The 13,810-nt window shown below is 60.3% G+C and carries 10 protein-coding genes; 8 read left to right on the forward strand and 2 right to left on the reverse strand.

The annotated features are described in order from the left end of the window. Positions 1-2: 2 nt before the first annotated feature. Positions 3-734 carry a 3'-5' exonuclease gene (locus O9K64_RS04250; protein WP_275096843.1) on the reverse strand — a complete coding sequence of 244 codons (732 nt, stop codon included), beginning with the start codon at positions 732-734 and terminating at the stop codon, positions 3-5. A gap of 8 nt (positions 735-742) precedes the next feature. Further along, positions 743-2,629 carry a DUF294 nucleotidyltransferase-like domain-containing protein gene (locus O9K64_RS04255; protein WP_275096844.1) on the reverse strand — a complete coding sequence of 629 codons (1,887 nt, stop codon included), beginning with the start codon at positions 2,627-2,629 and terminating at the stop codon, positions 743-745. Between the two features lie 143 nt (positions 2,630-2,772). On the opposite strand from O9K64_RS04255, the gene O9K64_RS04260 reads away from it, so the two are divergent. The 8 genes from O9K64_RS04260 (at position 2,773) to glyA (ending at position 13,799) form a co-directional block, all read left to right on the forward strand. Next, the gene (locus tag O9K64_RS04260; RefSeq protein WP_275096845.1) at positions 2,773-2,913 is read left to right on the forward strand and encodes a hypothetical protein; all 141 of its coding nucleotides are present in this window, start codon (positions 2,773-2,775) and stop codon (positions 2,911-2,913) included. A 230-nt stretch (positions 2,914-3,143) separates the two neighbouring features. Continuing rightward, the gene (folK, locus tag O9K64_RS04265) at positions 3,144-3,707 is read left to right on the forward strand and encodes a 2-amino-4-hydroxy-6-hydroxymethyldihydropteridine diphosphokinase (protein WP_275096846.1); all 564 of its coding nucleotides are present in this window, start codon (positions 3,144-3,146) and stop codon (positions 3,705-3,707) included. 35 nt (positions 3,708-3,742) lie between these two features. Further along, entirely contained in the window at positions 3,743-5,416 is a 1,674-nt protein-coding gene (locus O9K64_RS04270; RefSeq protein ID WP_275096847.1) for an NAD(P)H-dependent oxidoreductase subunit E, read from the forward strand. Between the two features lies 1 nt (position 5,417). Next, complete coding sequence (gene fdhF / locus O9K64_RS04275; protein ID WP_275096848.1) at positions 5,418-8,162, forward strand: formate dehydrogenase subunit alpha; 2,745 nt, start codon at positions 5,418-5,420, stop codon at positions 8,160-8,162. 244 nt (positions 8,163-8,406) lie between these two features. Beyond that, on the forward strand, positions 8,407-10,098 hold the full coding sequence (locus O9K64_RS04280) for a formate--tetrahydrofolate ligase (RefSeq protein ID WP_275096849.1): 1,692 nt from the start codon (positions 8,407-8,409) through the stop codon (positions 10,096-10,098). Positions 10,099-10,358: 260 nt separating this feature from the next. Next, positions 10,359-10,844, forward strand: a complete 486-nt coding sequence (locus O9K64_RS04285; RefSeq protein ID WP_275096850.1) for a GFA family protein — start codon at positions 10,359-10,361, stop codon at positions 10,842-10,844. Position 10,845: 1 nt separating this feature from the next. Then, on the forward strand, positions 10,846-12,270 hold the full coding sequence (gene pabB / locus O9K64_RS04290) for an aminodeoxychorismate synthase component I (RefSeq protein WP_275096851.1): 1,425 nt from the start codon (positions 10,846-10,848) through the stop codon (positions 12,268-12,270). A gap of 266 nt (positions 12,271-12,536) precedes the next feature. Next, positions 12,537-13,799 carry a serine hydroxymethyltransferase gene (gene glyA / locus O9K64_RS04295; RefSeq protein WP_275096852.1) on the forward strand — a complete coding sequence of 421 codons (1,263 nt, stop codon included), beginning with the start codon at positions 12,537-12,539 and terminating at the stop codon, positions 13,797-13,799. Positions 13,800-13,810: the final 11 nt, after the last annotated feature.

The raw sequence follows: 13,810 nt of genomic DNA on the forward strand, positions 1-13,810 counted from the left end.
ATTTACAGCCAGAGTTCGCCCAGTGGTGTGTCTTCACTAAAATGGTAGGCGATCTGCGCCTGCAACAGTTCCGCAGTTGCCAGCGCATCGGTCAACGCATGATGCGCGTGGTAGTGGGGCAAACCATACCGTTCGCGGCAGTCACCCAGTCGTAGCCCCCTGGGTGAGCGTTTCAACATACGGTCCACAAGTCCCTGCCGGCGCCTGAGCACGGTATGCTCAATCGCCATGGTATCGATGACCGGAAATGTGATGGCCTCACCCAGGCGCTCCAGCAGGGCCTGGGCAAGAAACTGCCGTTCGATATGTCGGTAGTGCACTACCAGAATTCGACCCGTAATGGCCGTCAGCAGTGCCTCCAGTATCACTTCAAGGTCGGGCGCGGCATTGATGTCCGAATGGGTGATCCCGTGGATCAGCACCGATCCTTCGGTCAACGCCTGCCTGGGCTTTACCAGCCAATGCGCCGATTCACGACAAAAGATCCGGCGCAGTGAGAAGGGCACAAGACCGATACTGACAATATCGTCCACTGCGGCATTCATACCGGTGGTCTCAAAATCCATCGCCACCAGCGGTGTATTGATCATCGCCGTGTCACCACTGACCACGCCTCCGGCATAGTAGCGGTGCAGCCAATGGTTCTGACATTGAAGCGCCAGCTGATCAAAATACTCCGGCCAATCCTGTCGTGGTGCCTTCGCGGGTGGTGGGGTATTTGGGGTGTCGGACATGGATCAGGCTACTTCATCGGGATGTTGGAGTTGTAGCGGTACTTGAGAAAACTCTGTGCACTACTGACTACCTGAAACGCTTCTTTGAGGTTTCGGCGGTCAAAACTGGTCAAGTGTATCGGGTGCACATTGTTGTCGACCGTTTCCCTGGACTCGATCTGCTTTGCCTGGTGCCGTATGCGTACGATGGAGATATACTCCAGCGCGTCACTCAAATCGGTCCCCTTTCCCTCCGGCAACAAGCCCGCTTCAATCACATCATCCAGTCGTTCAAACGAGTTGACCGCCATCGAACCGACCGCCAGCGCATGTACGCGAATCACATCAGACAACGGCGCGGTACCGCGTCGCTTCAGGTTCATGGAATCTTTATGCTGGCCATCTTTCTCCAATACAAACTCCTTGAAAAATCCGAGCGGAGGCTTACGATTAAGCGCGTTGCGGGCCATGCTGGCGAGAAACTTGCGGTTATTCTTTGACTTGTGTGTGATGAATCGACGCAAATCAATGGCCCAATCGGTTCGCCCCCAGACTCCGTCCAAATCGAAAAAGATATTGCTGTTGAGGAGTGCCTGAGGACTGGCCTCATCGATCCAATCCGAAAAGTGTTGTTTCCAGCCGCTTAGGGTCATGCGCCATTTTGGGTTGGTGGCCATCACCTCCCCGTCGCAATAGGCATAGCCACAATCGGCCAGACCATCGCTCACGAATTTCGCCACCTGTTCGAAATAACCACCATGCTCCTCTTCACGATAGCTGTCATCCAGCACCATGGCATTATCCTGATCGGTGTAGATCAGCTGCTCATCCCGTGCCATGGAACCCAGAGCCAGAAAACAGTAGTCCACCGGTGGCGGACCAAACTGCTGTTCGGCCAGCTCCAGCAGACGCTGCTTGAAACTGCGACCAATCACTGCCATGGCACTGCCGATCATATGTGAGTTCGCATCCTCTTTCACCATACGCACGAACACCGCCGGTAGCTGTCTTGCATGGGCCTTGAGCTCTTCTATGCTGGACATCTTGAAAATACTGCGCACCAGCAGGATGCTGCTCTGTGATTCATGCCGTATCAGATCAGACAGGGCCAGGACACCCACCGGCTTCTGTCGCTGCACGATTGGCAGATGGTGAATATTGTGTCTGAGCATCAACAGCATGGCCTCAAACACGTAGGCGTTGTCATCCAGGGTGATGATCCGGCTTGACATGATCTGGTCCACACTGGAAGCCGGGTCGATACCACATGCCAGGACCCGCTCCCGCAGGTCCCGGTCGGTAATGATGCCGACCAGTCCCGGATCATCCGCCTCCCGCTGAGACTGGTTTACCACCAGTACGGAGGAGACATGATTAGCCGTCATCAGCTCGGCCGCTTCACGGATCGAGGCCCGGTTGGTAATCGTGACCAACTCCCTGGGCATCAGACCCTTTACCTTCACCGTGGTTAGATCGTTGTTATCGTGCTGTGCGGAGACCGCCTTGCGCAGCAGGGAGCTGCTCTCGCTCTCGGATTCAAAATAGTCGGCGAAGGTCTCATACCTGTCACAGTAGTCTCGAAACTGCTCAAACGGGATGCAGTAGACCAGGGTGTCCTCGATCGCCTTGACCGGAAAACGAACCCGCTGATTCATCAACAGACCCATCTGCCCAAACACATCACCATCCGAAAGCCGGTTGTAGAGTTCCCCGGTACGTCGATAGGTCTCAACAGCACCGCGCCTGATGACATAAAGGTCCTGCAACGGCTCGGCAAAATTGAGTATATCGCTGCCGGCCCGGTAATAGGCCACTTCCACCTGCTGCGCCAATTCATGAAGCGCCTCCTGGGAGAGCTCATCAAAGGGAGGGTTTTTTTCAAGAAATCCGGCGATTTCAAGCTGTTCAGCATGCACGATATCTATTCCAGTCTGAGAGCCGTTGATAAATGTTGTTATAGGTTAGCAGCGAATTCGCTCGCACGAGTCAGGCGGCGGCCCAAGCGCCCCCAATGGCCGTCCGAGGAAACGGTTATCGAAGATTGTCACCAGAGTGGGGGGTGAATTCAATCACTAACCGCGATGTACAGGGCGATATGTCGCGTGGGGAACAAAAGGCGGCGGGCGAGCTACCGAAACGCCTGCTGTCCGGTCACCTGTCCGCCCGATGCGGCCACCCGCAGCGGTTGCGCCTGTTGTGAAGCGGACCCAAACCGCTATACGCATACTATGCGTCCACTCCGGTGATGTTCCCGAGCGGTTGGGCCCCAAGTCGCCGCCGCCAAGCAACAGGTCGCATTCAAGCTGTCCCCGGGGCCGCATAGCCCGTTACCATCAAGGCCGTTCGGGCGCCGGGCGTTGATCCCTGCTCGAAGCGCCGGTCAGGTCACAGGTCCTCCTGTGGTATCACTACTCATAAGCGGAAGACAACATGCCCCGGGTCTACATTGGTGTTGGCAGTAACCATCAGCGCGCATACAACATCCAGGCCGCGGTGCGAGAGCTGGGCGCCTGTTTCGGTGCACTGACCCTCTCCTCGGTATATGAGAGCCGGGCTGTGGGCAGTGCACAGGGTCATTTCTATAATCTGGTTATCGGTCTGAATACTACAATACCGCTGGCCGCGCTAAGGCAGCGCCTGCATCAAATCGAACAGGCCTGCGGACGTGTGCGCGGCGGGACGTCGGGGGGGCGCTACCCCCTCGATCTTGATCTGTTGTTGTACGGCGACTACGTTGGGCCGGTGAATGACCGGTTCGTCCCCCGGCCCGATATCGAGCAGTATGCCTTTGTACTCTGCCCGCTGGCAGAAATAGCCGGCGAGGCGCGCCACCCCCAGCGGGGAGAGCGTTATCGAACGCTGTGGCAGCGTTTCGATAAGCGGCGGCAGCCGTTACGGCGTGTGCCGCTGGCACTGGACGATGTGGCAGCGCGGCCGCAAAGGGCCCATCCTCGTCGGGTAGGATTGACGCAGGTGGTGGGTGCCGCCGGTTAGCCATTCAAACATGGGCGTACAACGGGTCTTTAGATATGAGTAAGCAGCAACAGGGCAGACGTCGCGGTGGCCGCCGGGGGCGCAGCGTTAAACCGGAGGCGAGGGCGCAGGTGGCCGACCTGCTGCGGGGAGAGCGTCCGGCAAGGGATCGGCTGATCGAGTATCTGCACCTGATTCAGGACCGCTATGGGGCGTTGTCGGCGGATCATCTGGTGGCCCTGGCGGACCTGATGCGGCTCTCACCGGTGGAGGTGTACGAGGTGGCCACCTTCTATCACCATTTCGATGTGCTGAAGGAGGGCGAGACACCGCCGCCTCCCCTGACCGTGCGCGTGTGTGATTCGGTGAGTTGCGAGCTGGCCGGCGCGCGCGGGCTCATCGACGCCCTCAGCGAAGGGCTGGATCCGGCGCAGGTGCGTATCCAAAAGGTTCCCTGTGTAGGGCGTTGCCAGGAGGCCCCGGTGGCGGTGGTGGGCACCCGGCCGGTAGCCCGGGCGACCTCCAAGCGGGTTCTGCGGGCGGTTGCGGAGGGCGATATATCGGACACTCCGCCATCCCGGGCTATCGGCTACAGTCGCTATGTACGGGAGCGGGGATACGCCCTGATTAAGGCCTGTGTGGCGGGTGAACGGGATCGCGAGTCGGTGATGCGGGTGATGGAGGGATCCGGATTGCGCGGGCTGGGTGGCGCCGGCTTTCCCGCCGGACGCAAGTGGCGCATCGTTAGCGGCTTCCCCGGCAAACGCATGCTGGCGGTGAATATCGATGAGGGTGAGCCGGGCACCTTCAAGGACCGGTACTACCTGGAGCGCGATCCGCACCGCTTCCTGGAAGGGATGCTGATTGCCGCCTGGGCGGTGGGTTGTGACGAGATCTACATCTATCTGCGTGACGAGTACGCCGGTTGTCGCCAGCTGTTGGAGCGGGAACTGCAGCGCCTGAAAATGGAGCAACCCATAGCCCTGCCCCCGATTCATCTGCGGCGCGGCGCCGGGGCCTACATCTGCGGTGAAGAGTCGGCGATGATCGAATCACTGGAGGGCAAGCGGGGCATGCCGCGGCAGCGTCCCCCCTACCTGGCAGAGGTGGGGCTGTTCGGTCGGCCCACGCTGGAGCACAACTTCGAAACCCTCTACTGGGTGCGTGACATCCTGGAGCGGGGCGTCGACTGGTTTGCCGGCCACGGCGTCAACGGTCGTCAGGGTTTGCGCTCGTTCTCGGTAAGCGGACGGGTGAAGCGCCCCGGGGTGCATCTGGCGCCGGCCGGCATCACCCTGCGTCAACTGGTGGACGACTACTGCGACGGCATGCTGCCGGGACACACGCTGAAAGCCTATTTTCCAGGCGGTGCCTCGGGCGGCATCCTGCCCGCCTCACTGGCTGATCTGCCGCTTGATTTCGATACGCTGCAGGCACACGGCTGCTTCATCGGTTCGGCTGCTGTCATCGTGCTGTCGGACCAGGACAGCGTGCGCGACGCGGCGCTGAACGCGATGCGCTTTTTCGCCCATGAGTCCTGCGGTCAGTGCACCCCGTGCCGGGTCGGCACCCGCAAGGCCGCTGACCTGATGGCGGAACAGCAGTGGAATCATGCGCTGTTGGGGGAGCTGGCCCAGGTGATGGAGGATGCCTCGATCTGTGGTCTGGGCCAGGCCGCACCCAACCCCCTGCGCAGTGTGTTGCGCTATTTCCCGGAGGAGATCGTCTGACATGAGTGCCCACGACGACAACAACGGCAACGCGGTGCGCTTTACCCTGAACGGACAGACACTGGAGGCGTATGCGGGTGAATCGATCCTGCAGGTGGCAGAGCGGCATGGCGAGCGCATCCCCCGATTGTGCTACAAGCCCGGGCTGCGGGCCGAGGGCAACTGTCGTGCCTGCATGGTGGAGATCGAGGGCGAACGGGTACTGGCCGCCTCCTGCTCACGCACCCCGACCGAAGGCATGGTGGTACATTCGAGCAATCCACGAGCACAAACCGCCCAGAAGATGGTCTTGGAACTGCTGCAGTCGGATGTGGCGGAGCGCGAATATACCCTGAATTCGGAGCTGGACCAGTGGGCCGATCATCTACGGGTCGGTACGCCCCGATTCGCCTCCCGGCGACAGCCGGTGCGGGATGCCTCCCATCCGGCCATCGAGGTCAATATGGATGCCTGCATCCAGTGCACCCGCTGTCTGCGCGCCTGTCGTGAGCTGCAGGTCAACGATGTGATCGGCTACGCCTTCCGTGGGGCCGAATCAAAGATTGTATTCGACCTGGATGACCCGATGGGCGTGAGCAGCTGCGTCGCCTGTGGCGAGTGCGTACAGGCCTGTCCCACCGGTGCGCTGATGCCCTCCGGCGGGGTGGGGCTGATCGCCCCGGACAAGACGGTCGATTCCGTGTGCCCCTATTGTGGGGTGGGCTGCCTGATGAGCTACCAGGTGAAGGACAACCGGATCCTGCAGGTGCAGGGGCGTGATGGCGACACCAACCACGGTCGCCTGTGCGTGAAGGGGCGTTTCGGCTTCGATTATGTGAGCCACCCGCATCGCCTGCTGCGGCCCCTGATCCGACGGCCGGGCGTGCCCAAGTCGGTGGACGGCATAGGCGATCCCGCCGATTACCGGTCGGTATTTCGTGAGGCAAGCTGGGAGGAGGCGCTGAATGCCGCCGCCGACGGCCTGCGCCGGATCCTGCAGCAGCAGGGTGGGCGTGCCCTGGCGGGTTTCGGTTCGGCCAAGGGCAGTAACGAGGAGGCCTATCTGTTTCAGAAGCTGGTGCGCACCGGTTTCGGCAGCAACAACGTCGACCACTGCACCCGGCTGTGCCACGCTTCGAGCGTCGCTGCCTTGCTGGAGGCTATCGGTTCCGGTGCGGTCTCCAACCCGTTTGCCGACGTGGTCGAGGCCGAGGTGATTATTGTCATCGGCTCCAATCCGGCGGCCAATCACCCGGTGGCCGCCAGTTTTATCAAGAACGCGGCCCGGGCGGGCAAGACCCTGGTGATGATGGACCCGCGGGTCACTCCGGTGGCGCGTCATGCCGAGTACGTACTACAGTTTAATCCGGATACTGATGTCGCCCTGTTGAATGCGATGATCCACACCATTATCGAAGAGGATTTGGTGGATCGGGAGTTTGTACAGCGGCGTACCGAGGGCTTCGAACAGCTGCAGGCGCAGGTGCGTGAGTTCACTCCCGAACGCATGGCGCCGATCTGCGGCATCGATGCGCAGACCATTCGCGAGGTGGCGCGCAAATATGCTACTGCCCGCAGTGCCATGATCCTGTGGGGGATGGGCATCTCACAGCATGTGCACGGTACCGACAACGCCCGCTGCCTGATTGCGTTGTCCCTGATTACCGGTCAGATCGGTCGGCCGGGAACCGGCCTGCATCCGCTGCGTGGGCAGAACAATGTCCAGGGGGCATCGGATGTGGGCCTGATCCCGATGGTGTTTCCCGACTACCAACGCGTCGACAATGCGCAGGCGCGGGCGCGCTTCGAGGCGCTTTGGCAGACCACCCTGGATGACCGGCCGGGACTCACAGTGGTGGAGATCATGCACGCCGTTCTGGCGGGCGGGATCCGCGGCATATACATCATGGGTGAGAATCCGGCGATGTCGGATCCCAATCTGAATCACACCCGCAAGGCACTGGCCGCGCTTGAGCATCTGGTGGTGCAGGACCTGTTCATGACCGAGACCGCCTGGTTTGCTGATGTGGTATTGCCGGCCTCGGCATTCCCGGAAAAGAGCGGCACTTTCACCAATACCGATCGCCGCGTGCAGCTGGGTCGTCAGGCACTGGAGCTGCCGGGCGAGGCGCGGCAGGATCTGTGGATCATCCAGGAGATCGCACGTCGCCTGGGACTGGATTGGCACTACCGTGGTCCACAGCAGGTGTTTGACGAGATGCGCAAGGCGATGCCGAGTATTACCGGTATAACCTGGCAGCGCTTGCAGCAGGAAGACTCCGTCACCTTCCCTTGTCACCAGGAGGGTGATCCGGGTGAACCGGTGATCTTCACCAATGATTTCCCAACCGCCAGCGGTAAGGGGCGATTGGTGCCGACCCAGCTGATTAGCGCCGATGAAGTGCCGGATGATGAGTATCCCAAGGTACTGATCACCGGCCGTCAACTGGAGCACTGGCACACCGGCTCCATGACCCGGCGTTCCCAGGTACTGGATGCCATCGAGCCGATTCCGGTGGTGAATATGCATCCGAATGAGTTGGCGCAAATCGATATCCGGGAGGGTGATCAGGTTCGGGTCAGCTCCAGAAGGGGTGAGTTGTTGGCGGCGGTGCGCGCCGATGACGGGCTGCGTCCGGGACAGGTGTTTATCGCTTTCTGTTATCGCGAAGCAGCGGCCAACCTGCTGACCAATGACGTGCTCGATCCGGCCGGAAAAATTCCAGAATTTAAATACTGCGCGGTGCATGTCGAAGCGGCTGTTTGATTGCTGGCTTATCCTGCGCCCGGCCTGTCACTGACAGGCCGGGCTTTTTTTATGCTTTCCCTGCTTGCTTTGTTTTCCTGTTTAAAACTGTGCTGACGGCGTGTTTGGTCCGGGTCGGTTCGGGGCCTGCCATATGTCGTAAATAGACAGACCAAAGTCGCCCCGCAGACGTTTTTGTTCACCGCTTTGTTTCACCATTCCCTCACCAGCCAACGGTTGTATTTTTTGTTGAGGACTTTCGAACATGCCTGCATCCCAGCACATCAATCCCAAGGAAGATATCGAAATCGCGCGCGAATTTTCGATGCGACCGATCAAAGAGATCGCAGCAAAACTCGATATCGAAGAGCAGGATCTGTTACCCCACGGCCACCACAAGGCGAAGGTTTCGTTGGACTATATCGAAAGCCTGAAGAGTCGTCCCAACGGTAAGTTGATATTGGTCGCCGGTATCAGCCCCACCAGGGCGGGTGAGGGTAAGACCACCACCACCGTAGGTCTGGGTGATGCCTTGAGCCGTATCGGCAAGAAGGCCTCTATCTGCCTGCGCGAGCCGTCGCTCGGTCCCTGCTTTGGCATCAAGGGTGGTGCCGCCGGAGGTGGCTATGCGCAAGTGGTGCCGATGGAGGACATCAATCTGCACTTTACGGGTGATTTCCATGCCATCAGTGCAGCGCATAATCTGCTTTCCGCGATGCTCGATAATCATATCTATTGGGGTAATGAACTGGGTATCGATGCACGCCGGATCACCTGGCGCCGGGTAGTGGACATGAACGACCGGGCGTTGCGTGAGATCACCAACAGCCTGGGTGGCGTGATTAACGGTTTTCCGCGAATTGACGGTTTCGATATTACCGTGGCCTCCGAGGTGATGGCGATCTTCTGTCTGGCGCGTGACCTGGATGATCTGCAGGAGCGTCTGGGCAATATCATTGTCGGTTACAACCGGGAGCAGAAACCGGTCTTTGCGCGTGATTTGAATGCGCAGGGTGCGATGACCGCGCTTTTGAAGGACGCTATTCAACCGAACATGGTGCAGACACTGGAAGGGACGCCGGCGTTTGTGCACGGCGGGCCATTTGCCAACATTGCGCACGGCTGCAATTCGGTATTGGCCACCTCCACCGCCCTTAAGCTCTCCGACTACGTAGTGACGGAGGCCGGGTTCGGTGCCGATCTGGGCGCCGAGAAGTTCTTCAATATCAAGATGCGCAAGGCGGGCCTGACCCCGGACGCCGCCGTGGTGGTGGGTACCATTCGTGCGCTAAAGATGCACGGTGGCTGTTCGCTGGATGAGTTGAAATATGAGCACCTGAAGGCGCTGGATCAGGGCTTTGAAAATATTGCGCGTCATGTCAGCAATGTGAAGAAGTTCGGTGTGCCGGTGGTGGTCGCCATCAATCGCTTTAGCGCCGATACCGACGCAGAGATCGAACTGCTGCAGGAGAAGTGTGCCGAGATTGGTGTGCAGGCGATCATGTGTGATCACTGGGCGATGGGCGGCGAAGGTACCGAGGAGTTGGCACATGAAGTGGTTGCGATGATCGACCGCCAGCCAACCGAGTTCAGGTATCTTTACGATAACGCGACGCCGCTGTGGGACAAGGTCAAGACCGTGGCCACCGAGTTGTACGGTGCCGATGACATCATTGCCGATCAGAAGGTGCGTGATCAGTTTGCCAAACTGCAGGAGGACTTTGGTGAGCTGCCGGTGTGTATTGCCAAGACGCCAATGTCATTCAGCACCGATCCGGATCTGCGCGGTGCCCCGACCGGGCATGTGGTGCCGATACGTGAAGTGAGACTCTCCGCCGGTGCCGGTTTCGTGGTGGTGATCTGCGGCAATATCATGACCATGCCGGGCCTGCCCCGGGTGCCGACGGCGGAGAAGATATTTGTTAACAAAGCCGGACATATCGAAGGTCTTTTCTGACCGGAAAGTCCGAGTGCATTGAGGCGGCTCCGCTTCCAGCAGTAGACGGCTGTCATCGTCTACGGTCCTCCCTGGCCGGCTTCATGCCGGCCGCTTTTTTTCCAGTCGGCGAGGTTTGGCAAGGAGCCGGACGGCGCGGCACCAAGGTGGTCTGCAAGACCGTCGCCTAAAGGTAACAGCGGGTCGTGAAAAGACATGAGCGATTGCCAGGTTTCGGTAAGCTGAAAATCGGAATGACTGATCTGCACAGGAACAGGCTGATGACGAGTCAAGATGAACCGCAAGTGACTACGAAGACCCTGAAGGGTAGCTGTCTGTGTGGTTGTGTGGAGTATGAGGTTGACGGGCCGTTGCGGGATGTAGTGAGCTGCTACTGCGATCAGTGTCGCAAGAGCAGCGGCAACTTTGTCTCCGCCACTGCGGCGTCCGAGTCGCGGTTGAACATACTGCGTGGCGACGGCCTCGCCTGGTACGGCAACAAGCTGGCGAAACGCGGTTTTTGTCGTGAGTGTGGTTCCAGTCTGTTCTGGTTGCCGCGCCCCGGGGACGGCCTGATCCGTATCATGGCCGGCACCCTGCAGCGAGATACCGGGTTGCGGGTGGCGGCGCACATCTTTGTAAATCAACGCAGTGATTTTCAGGAGCTGGTTGGTGACGCACCACGGCTTATCAATGGGAATCATCCGGTGGGTATGTCGGACGCGGGACCTTCCGAGGACTGGGTTGCAAATTACGGGTGCAGCTAAGATGAACGTGCAGCGCATTGTTTCGGGGCATCGGCTTTCCGAGATACCTTATCATCCCGACAGTAGCCGCCTGTTCGAGGCGCTGGCGGATCTACCGTGGGCGATGTTTCTGGACAGTGGTCGACCTCGCAGCCAGCAGGGGCGTTACGACATCCTGGTGGCCGACCCTCGTGTGACCCTGGTCACCCGGGGAGAGGAGACGCTGATCTGTGGCGAGGGCCTTGCAAAACGTTCGCGACGTCCGGCACTGGAGCTGTTGCGGGAGTTGTTGGGTAAGCCGTATGGCGACTATTCGCCCCTGCCGTTCCGGGGGGGAGCGGTGGGCCTGTTCGGCTACGAGTTGTGTTGTGATCCGGCCAATCCGCATGCCGGTGACAGCGCGGCCGGACGTTTTCCGGATATGGCGATCGGCATCTACGACTGGGCGCTGGTGAGTGATCATCAGACGCGCCGCTGCTGGCTTGCCAGCAGCCATCTGACACCGGCGTTGGCGCGTCAGTGGTCGCGGCTCGTGGCGCGATTCACCCGGCTTCCAGCAGCGCGCAAACGGGTACCCTACCGGGCGCACGGAGCGGTGGAGACCAATTTGGGATTGGAGGCCTATGCCGCGGCCTTTCGGCGTATTAAACACTACCAGCGCGAAGGCGACTGCTACCAGGTAAATCTGACCCGTGAGTTCAGTGTACCGGTGTCAGGAGACCCCTGGCTGGCCTATCGCCGCCTGCGCAACATCAGTCCGGCGCCATACGCGGCCTATCTCAAGCTGCCCTGGGGCGAGGTCTTGAGCGTCTCACCCGAGCGTTTCATTCAGGTAGCCCGCGGTGTGGTCGAGACCGCCCCGATCAAAGGTACCCGGCCGCGCAGCGAACACCAGGCGACCGATCGCCGGCTGGCGCGGGAGCTGGCTGAGAGTGAAAAGGACCGGGCGGAAAATCTGATGATAGTGGACCTGTTGCGTAACGATCTGGGCCGCCATTGCGTGCCCGGCAGCGTGCGCGTGCCGCGTCTGTTCGAGGTGCAAAGCTTTGCCAATGTGCACCACCTGGTGACCACCATCCACGCCGATATGCCCGCCGATGGCGATCCGTTGGCGTTGCTTGGTGGCGCCTTTCCCGGTGGTTCCATCACTGGCGCCCCCAAGCGTCGGGCAATGCAGGTGATCCGGGAGTTGGAGCCGCATCGGCGTGGCGTCTATTGCGGTAGCATCGGCTATCTTGGCTATGACGGCAGCCTGGATACCAGCATCGCCATTCGTACCTTGCTGCAGCAGGACGGGGTGGCTCGCTTCTGGGCCGGCGGTGGCGTGGTGGCGGATTCGCAACTCGAGGCCGAGTATCAGGAGACCCTGGACAAGGCGGCCTGCATGCTGCGCCTGATGCAGGAGGCGGGGGCGGAGTCGTCGCTGAATACGCGCGACGCCGGTTGAGGGAGCTTCTGCGGCCCTTGTGGTAGTGATATCGTATCGGATCGGTTGTGCCGGGTTCGCGGGCGCAGGCGCCGGGATCGGCCGTCGGGCAGGGTATTGCCGCGTGCGTCGGGGGGTGTCGCAAATCCATACTATCAAGCCGCTGGCAGGCAACTGGCGATTTCTGCAAGTTAATACTATGAGCGCTCTGAAGGCGCCCCCGCGGTGTGGGCGTGATGATGCCGCCAGTACGGCGAAGACCGTCTGGGAATGGAGGATGGGATCCGATGTTGAACAAGAGTGACCAGATTGCGCAGTTCGACCAGGTGTTGTGGAACGCGATTCAGGGCGAGGCCCAGAGACAGGAGCGGCATATCGAACTGATCGCCTCGGAGAACTATACCAGCACCCGGGTGATGGAAGCGCAGGGGTCGTTGCTGACCAACAAGTACGCCGAGGGCTATCCGCAGAAACGCTACTATGGCGGCTGTGAGCATGTGGATGTGGTGGAGCAGTTGGCCATTGATCGCGCCAAAGAGCTGTTCGGTGCCGATTACGCCAATGTACAGCCGCACTCCGGTTCGCAGGCCAACGCGGCGGTTTACATGGCGCTGCTGCAGCCGGGTGAAACGGTGCTGGGCATGAGTCTGGCGCACGGTGGACATCTGACGCACGGCGCCCATGTCAGCTTCTCCGGCAAGATCTACAACGCCGTACAATATGGACTGGATCAGGAGAGCGGTGAGATCGATTATGCGCAGGTGCAGGCCCTGGCCGAAGAGCACCGTCCGAAGATGATTGTAGCCGGCTTCTCCGCCTACTCTCAGGTGGTGGATTGGGCGCGCTTCCGGGCGATCGCCGATCAGGTGGGGGCTTACCTGTTTGTGGATATGGCGCATGTGGCCGGTTTAGTGGCGGCCGGGCTCTATCCCAACCCGTTGCCGTATGCCGACGTGGTGACCACCACTACCCACAAGACCCTGCGCGGCCCTCGCGGCGGACTGATTCTGGCCCGGACCAATCCGGAGTTGGAGAAGCGACTCAATGCCGCGGTGTTTCCCGGTGGCCAGGGCGGCCCCCTGATGCATGTGATTGCCGCCAAGGCGGTGGCCTTTAAAGAAGCGCTGGAGCCGGAGTTCAAGGCCTATCAGGTGCAGGTGCTAAAGAACGCCCAGGCCATGGCGGAGGTGTTGGTCGAGCGCGGTTACGAGGTGGTCTCCGGTGGCACCCGCAACCACCTGTTTCTGCTCAGTCTGATCAAGCAGGGGTTGACCGGGAAGGAGGCGGACGCCGCTTTGGGACGGGCCTCGATCACCGTGAACAAGAACTCGGTGCCGAATGATCCCCAGTCGCCGTTTGTCACTTCCGGTCTGCGCATCGGTTCCCCGGTGGTGACCACCCGGGGCTTCGGCGAGGTGGAGTGCCGGGAGCTGAGCCACTGGATAGCGGACATCCTGGATACCCTGCAGCATGGTGATGCGGAGCCGGCCATCGCCCAGGTGAAGGAGAAGGTGGAGGCGCTCTGCGCCCGTTATCCGGTGTACCGTTGAGCGAGGATTGC

The organism is Sedimenticola hydrogenitrophicus, from assembly GCF_029017505.1.
In the GTDB taxonomy this organism is placed as follows: domain Bacteria; phylum Pseudomonadota; class Gammaproteobacteria; order Chromatiales; family Chromatiaceae; genus Sedimenticola; species Sedimenticola hydrogenitrophicus_A.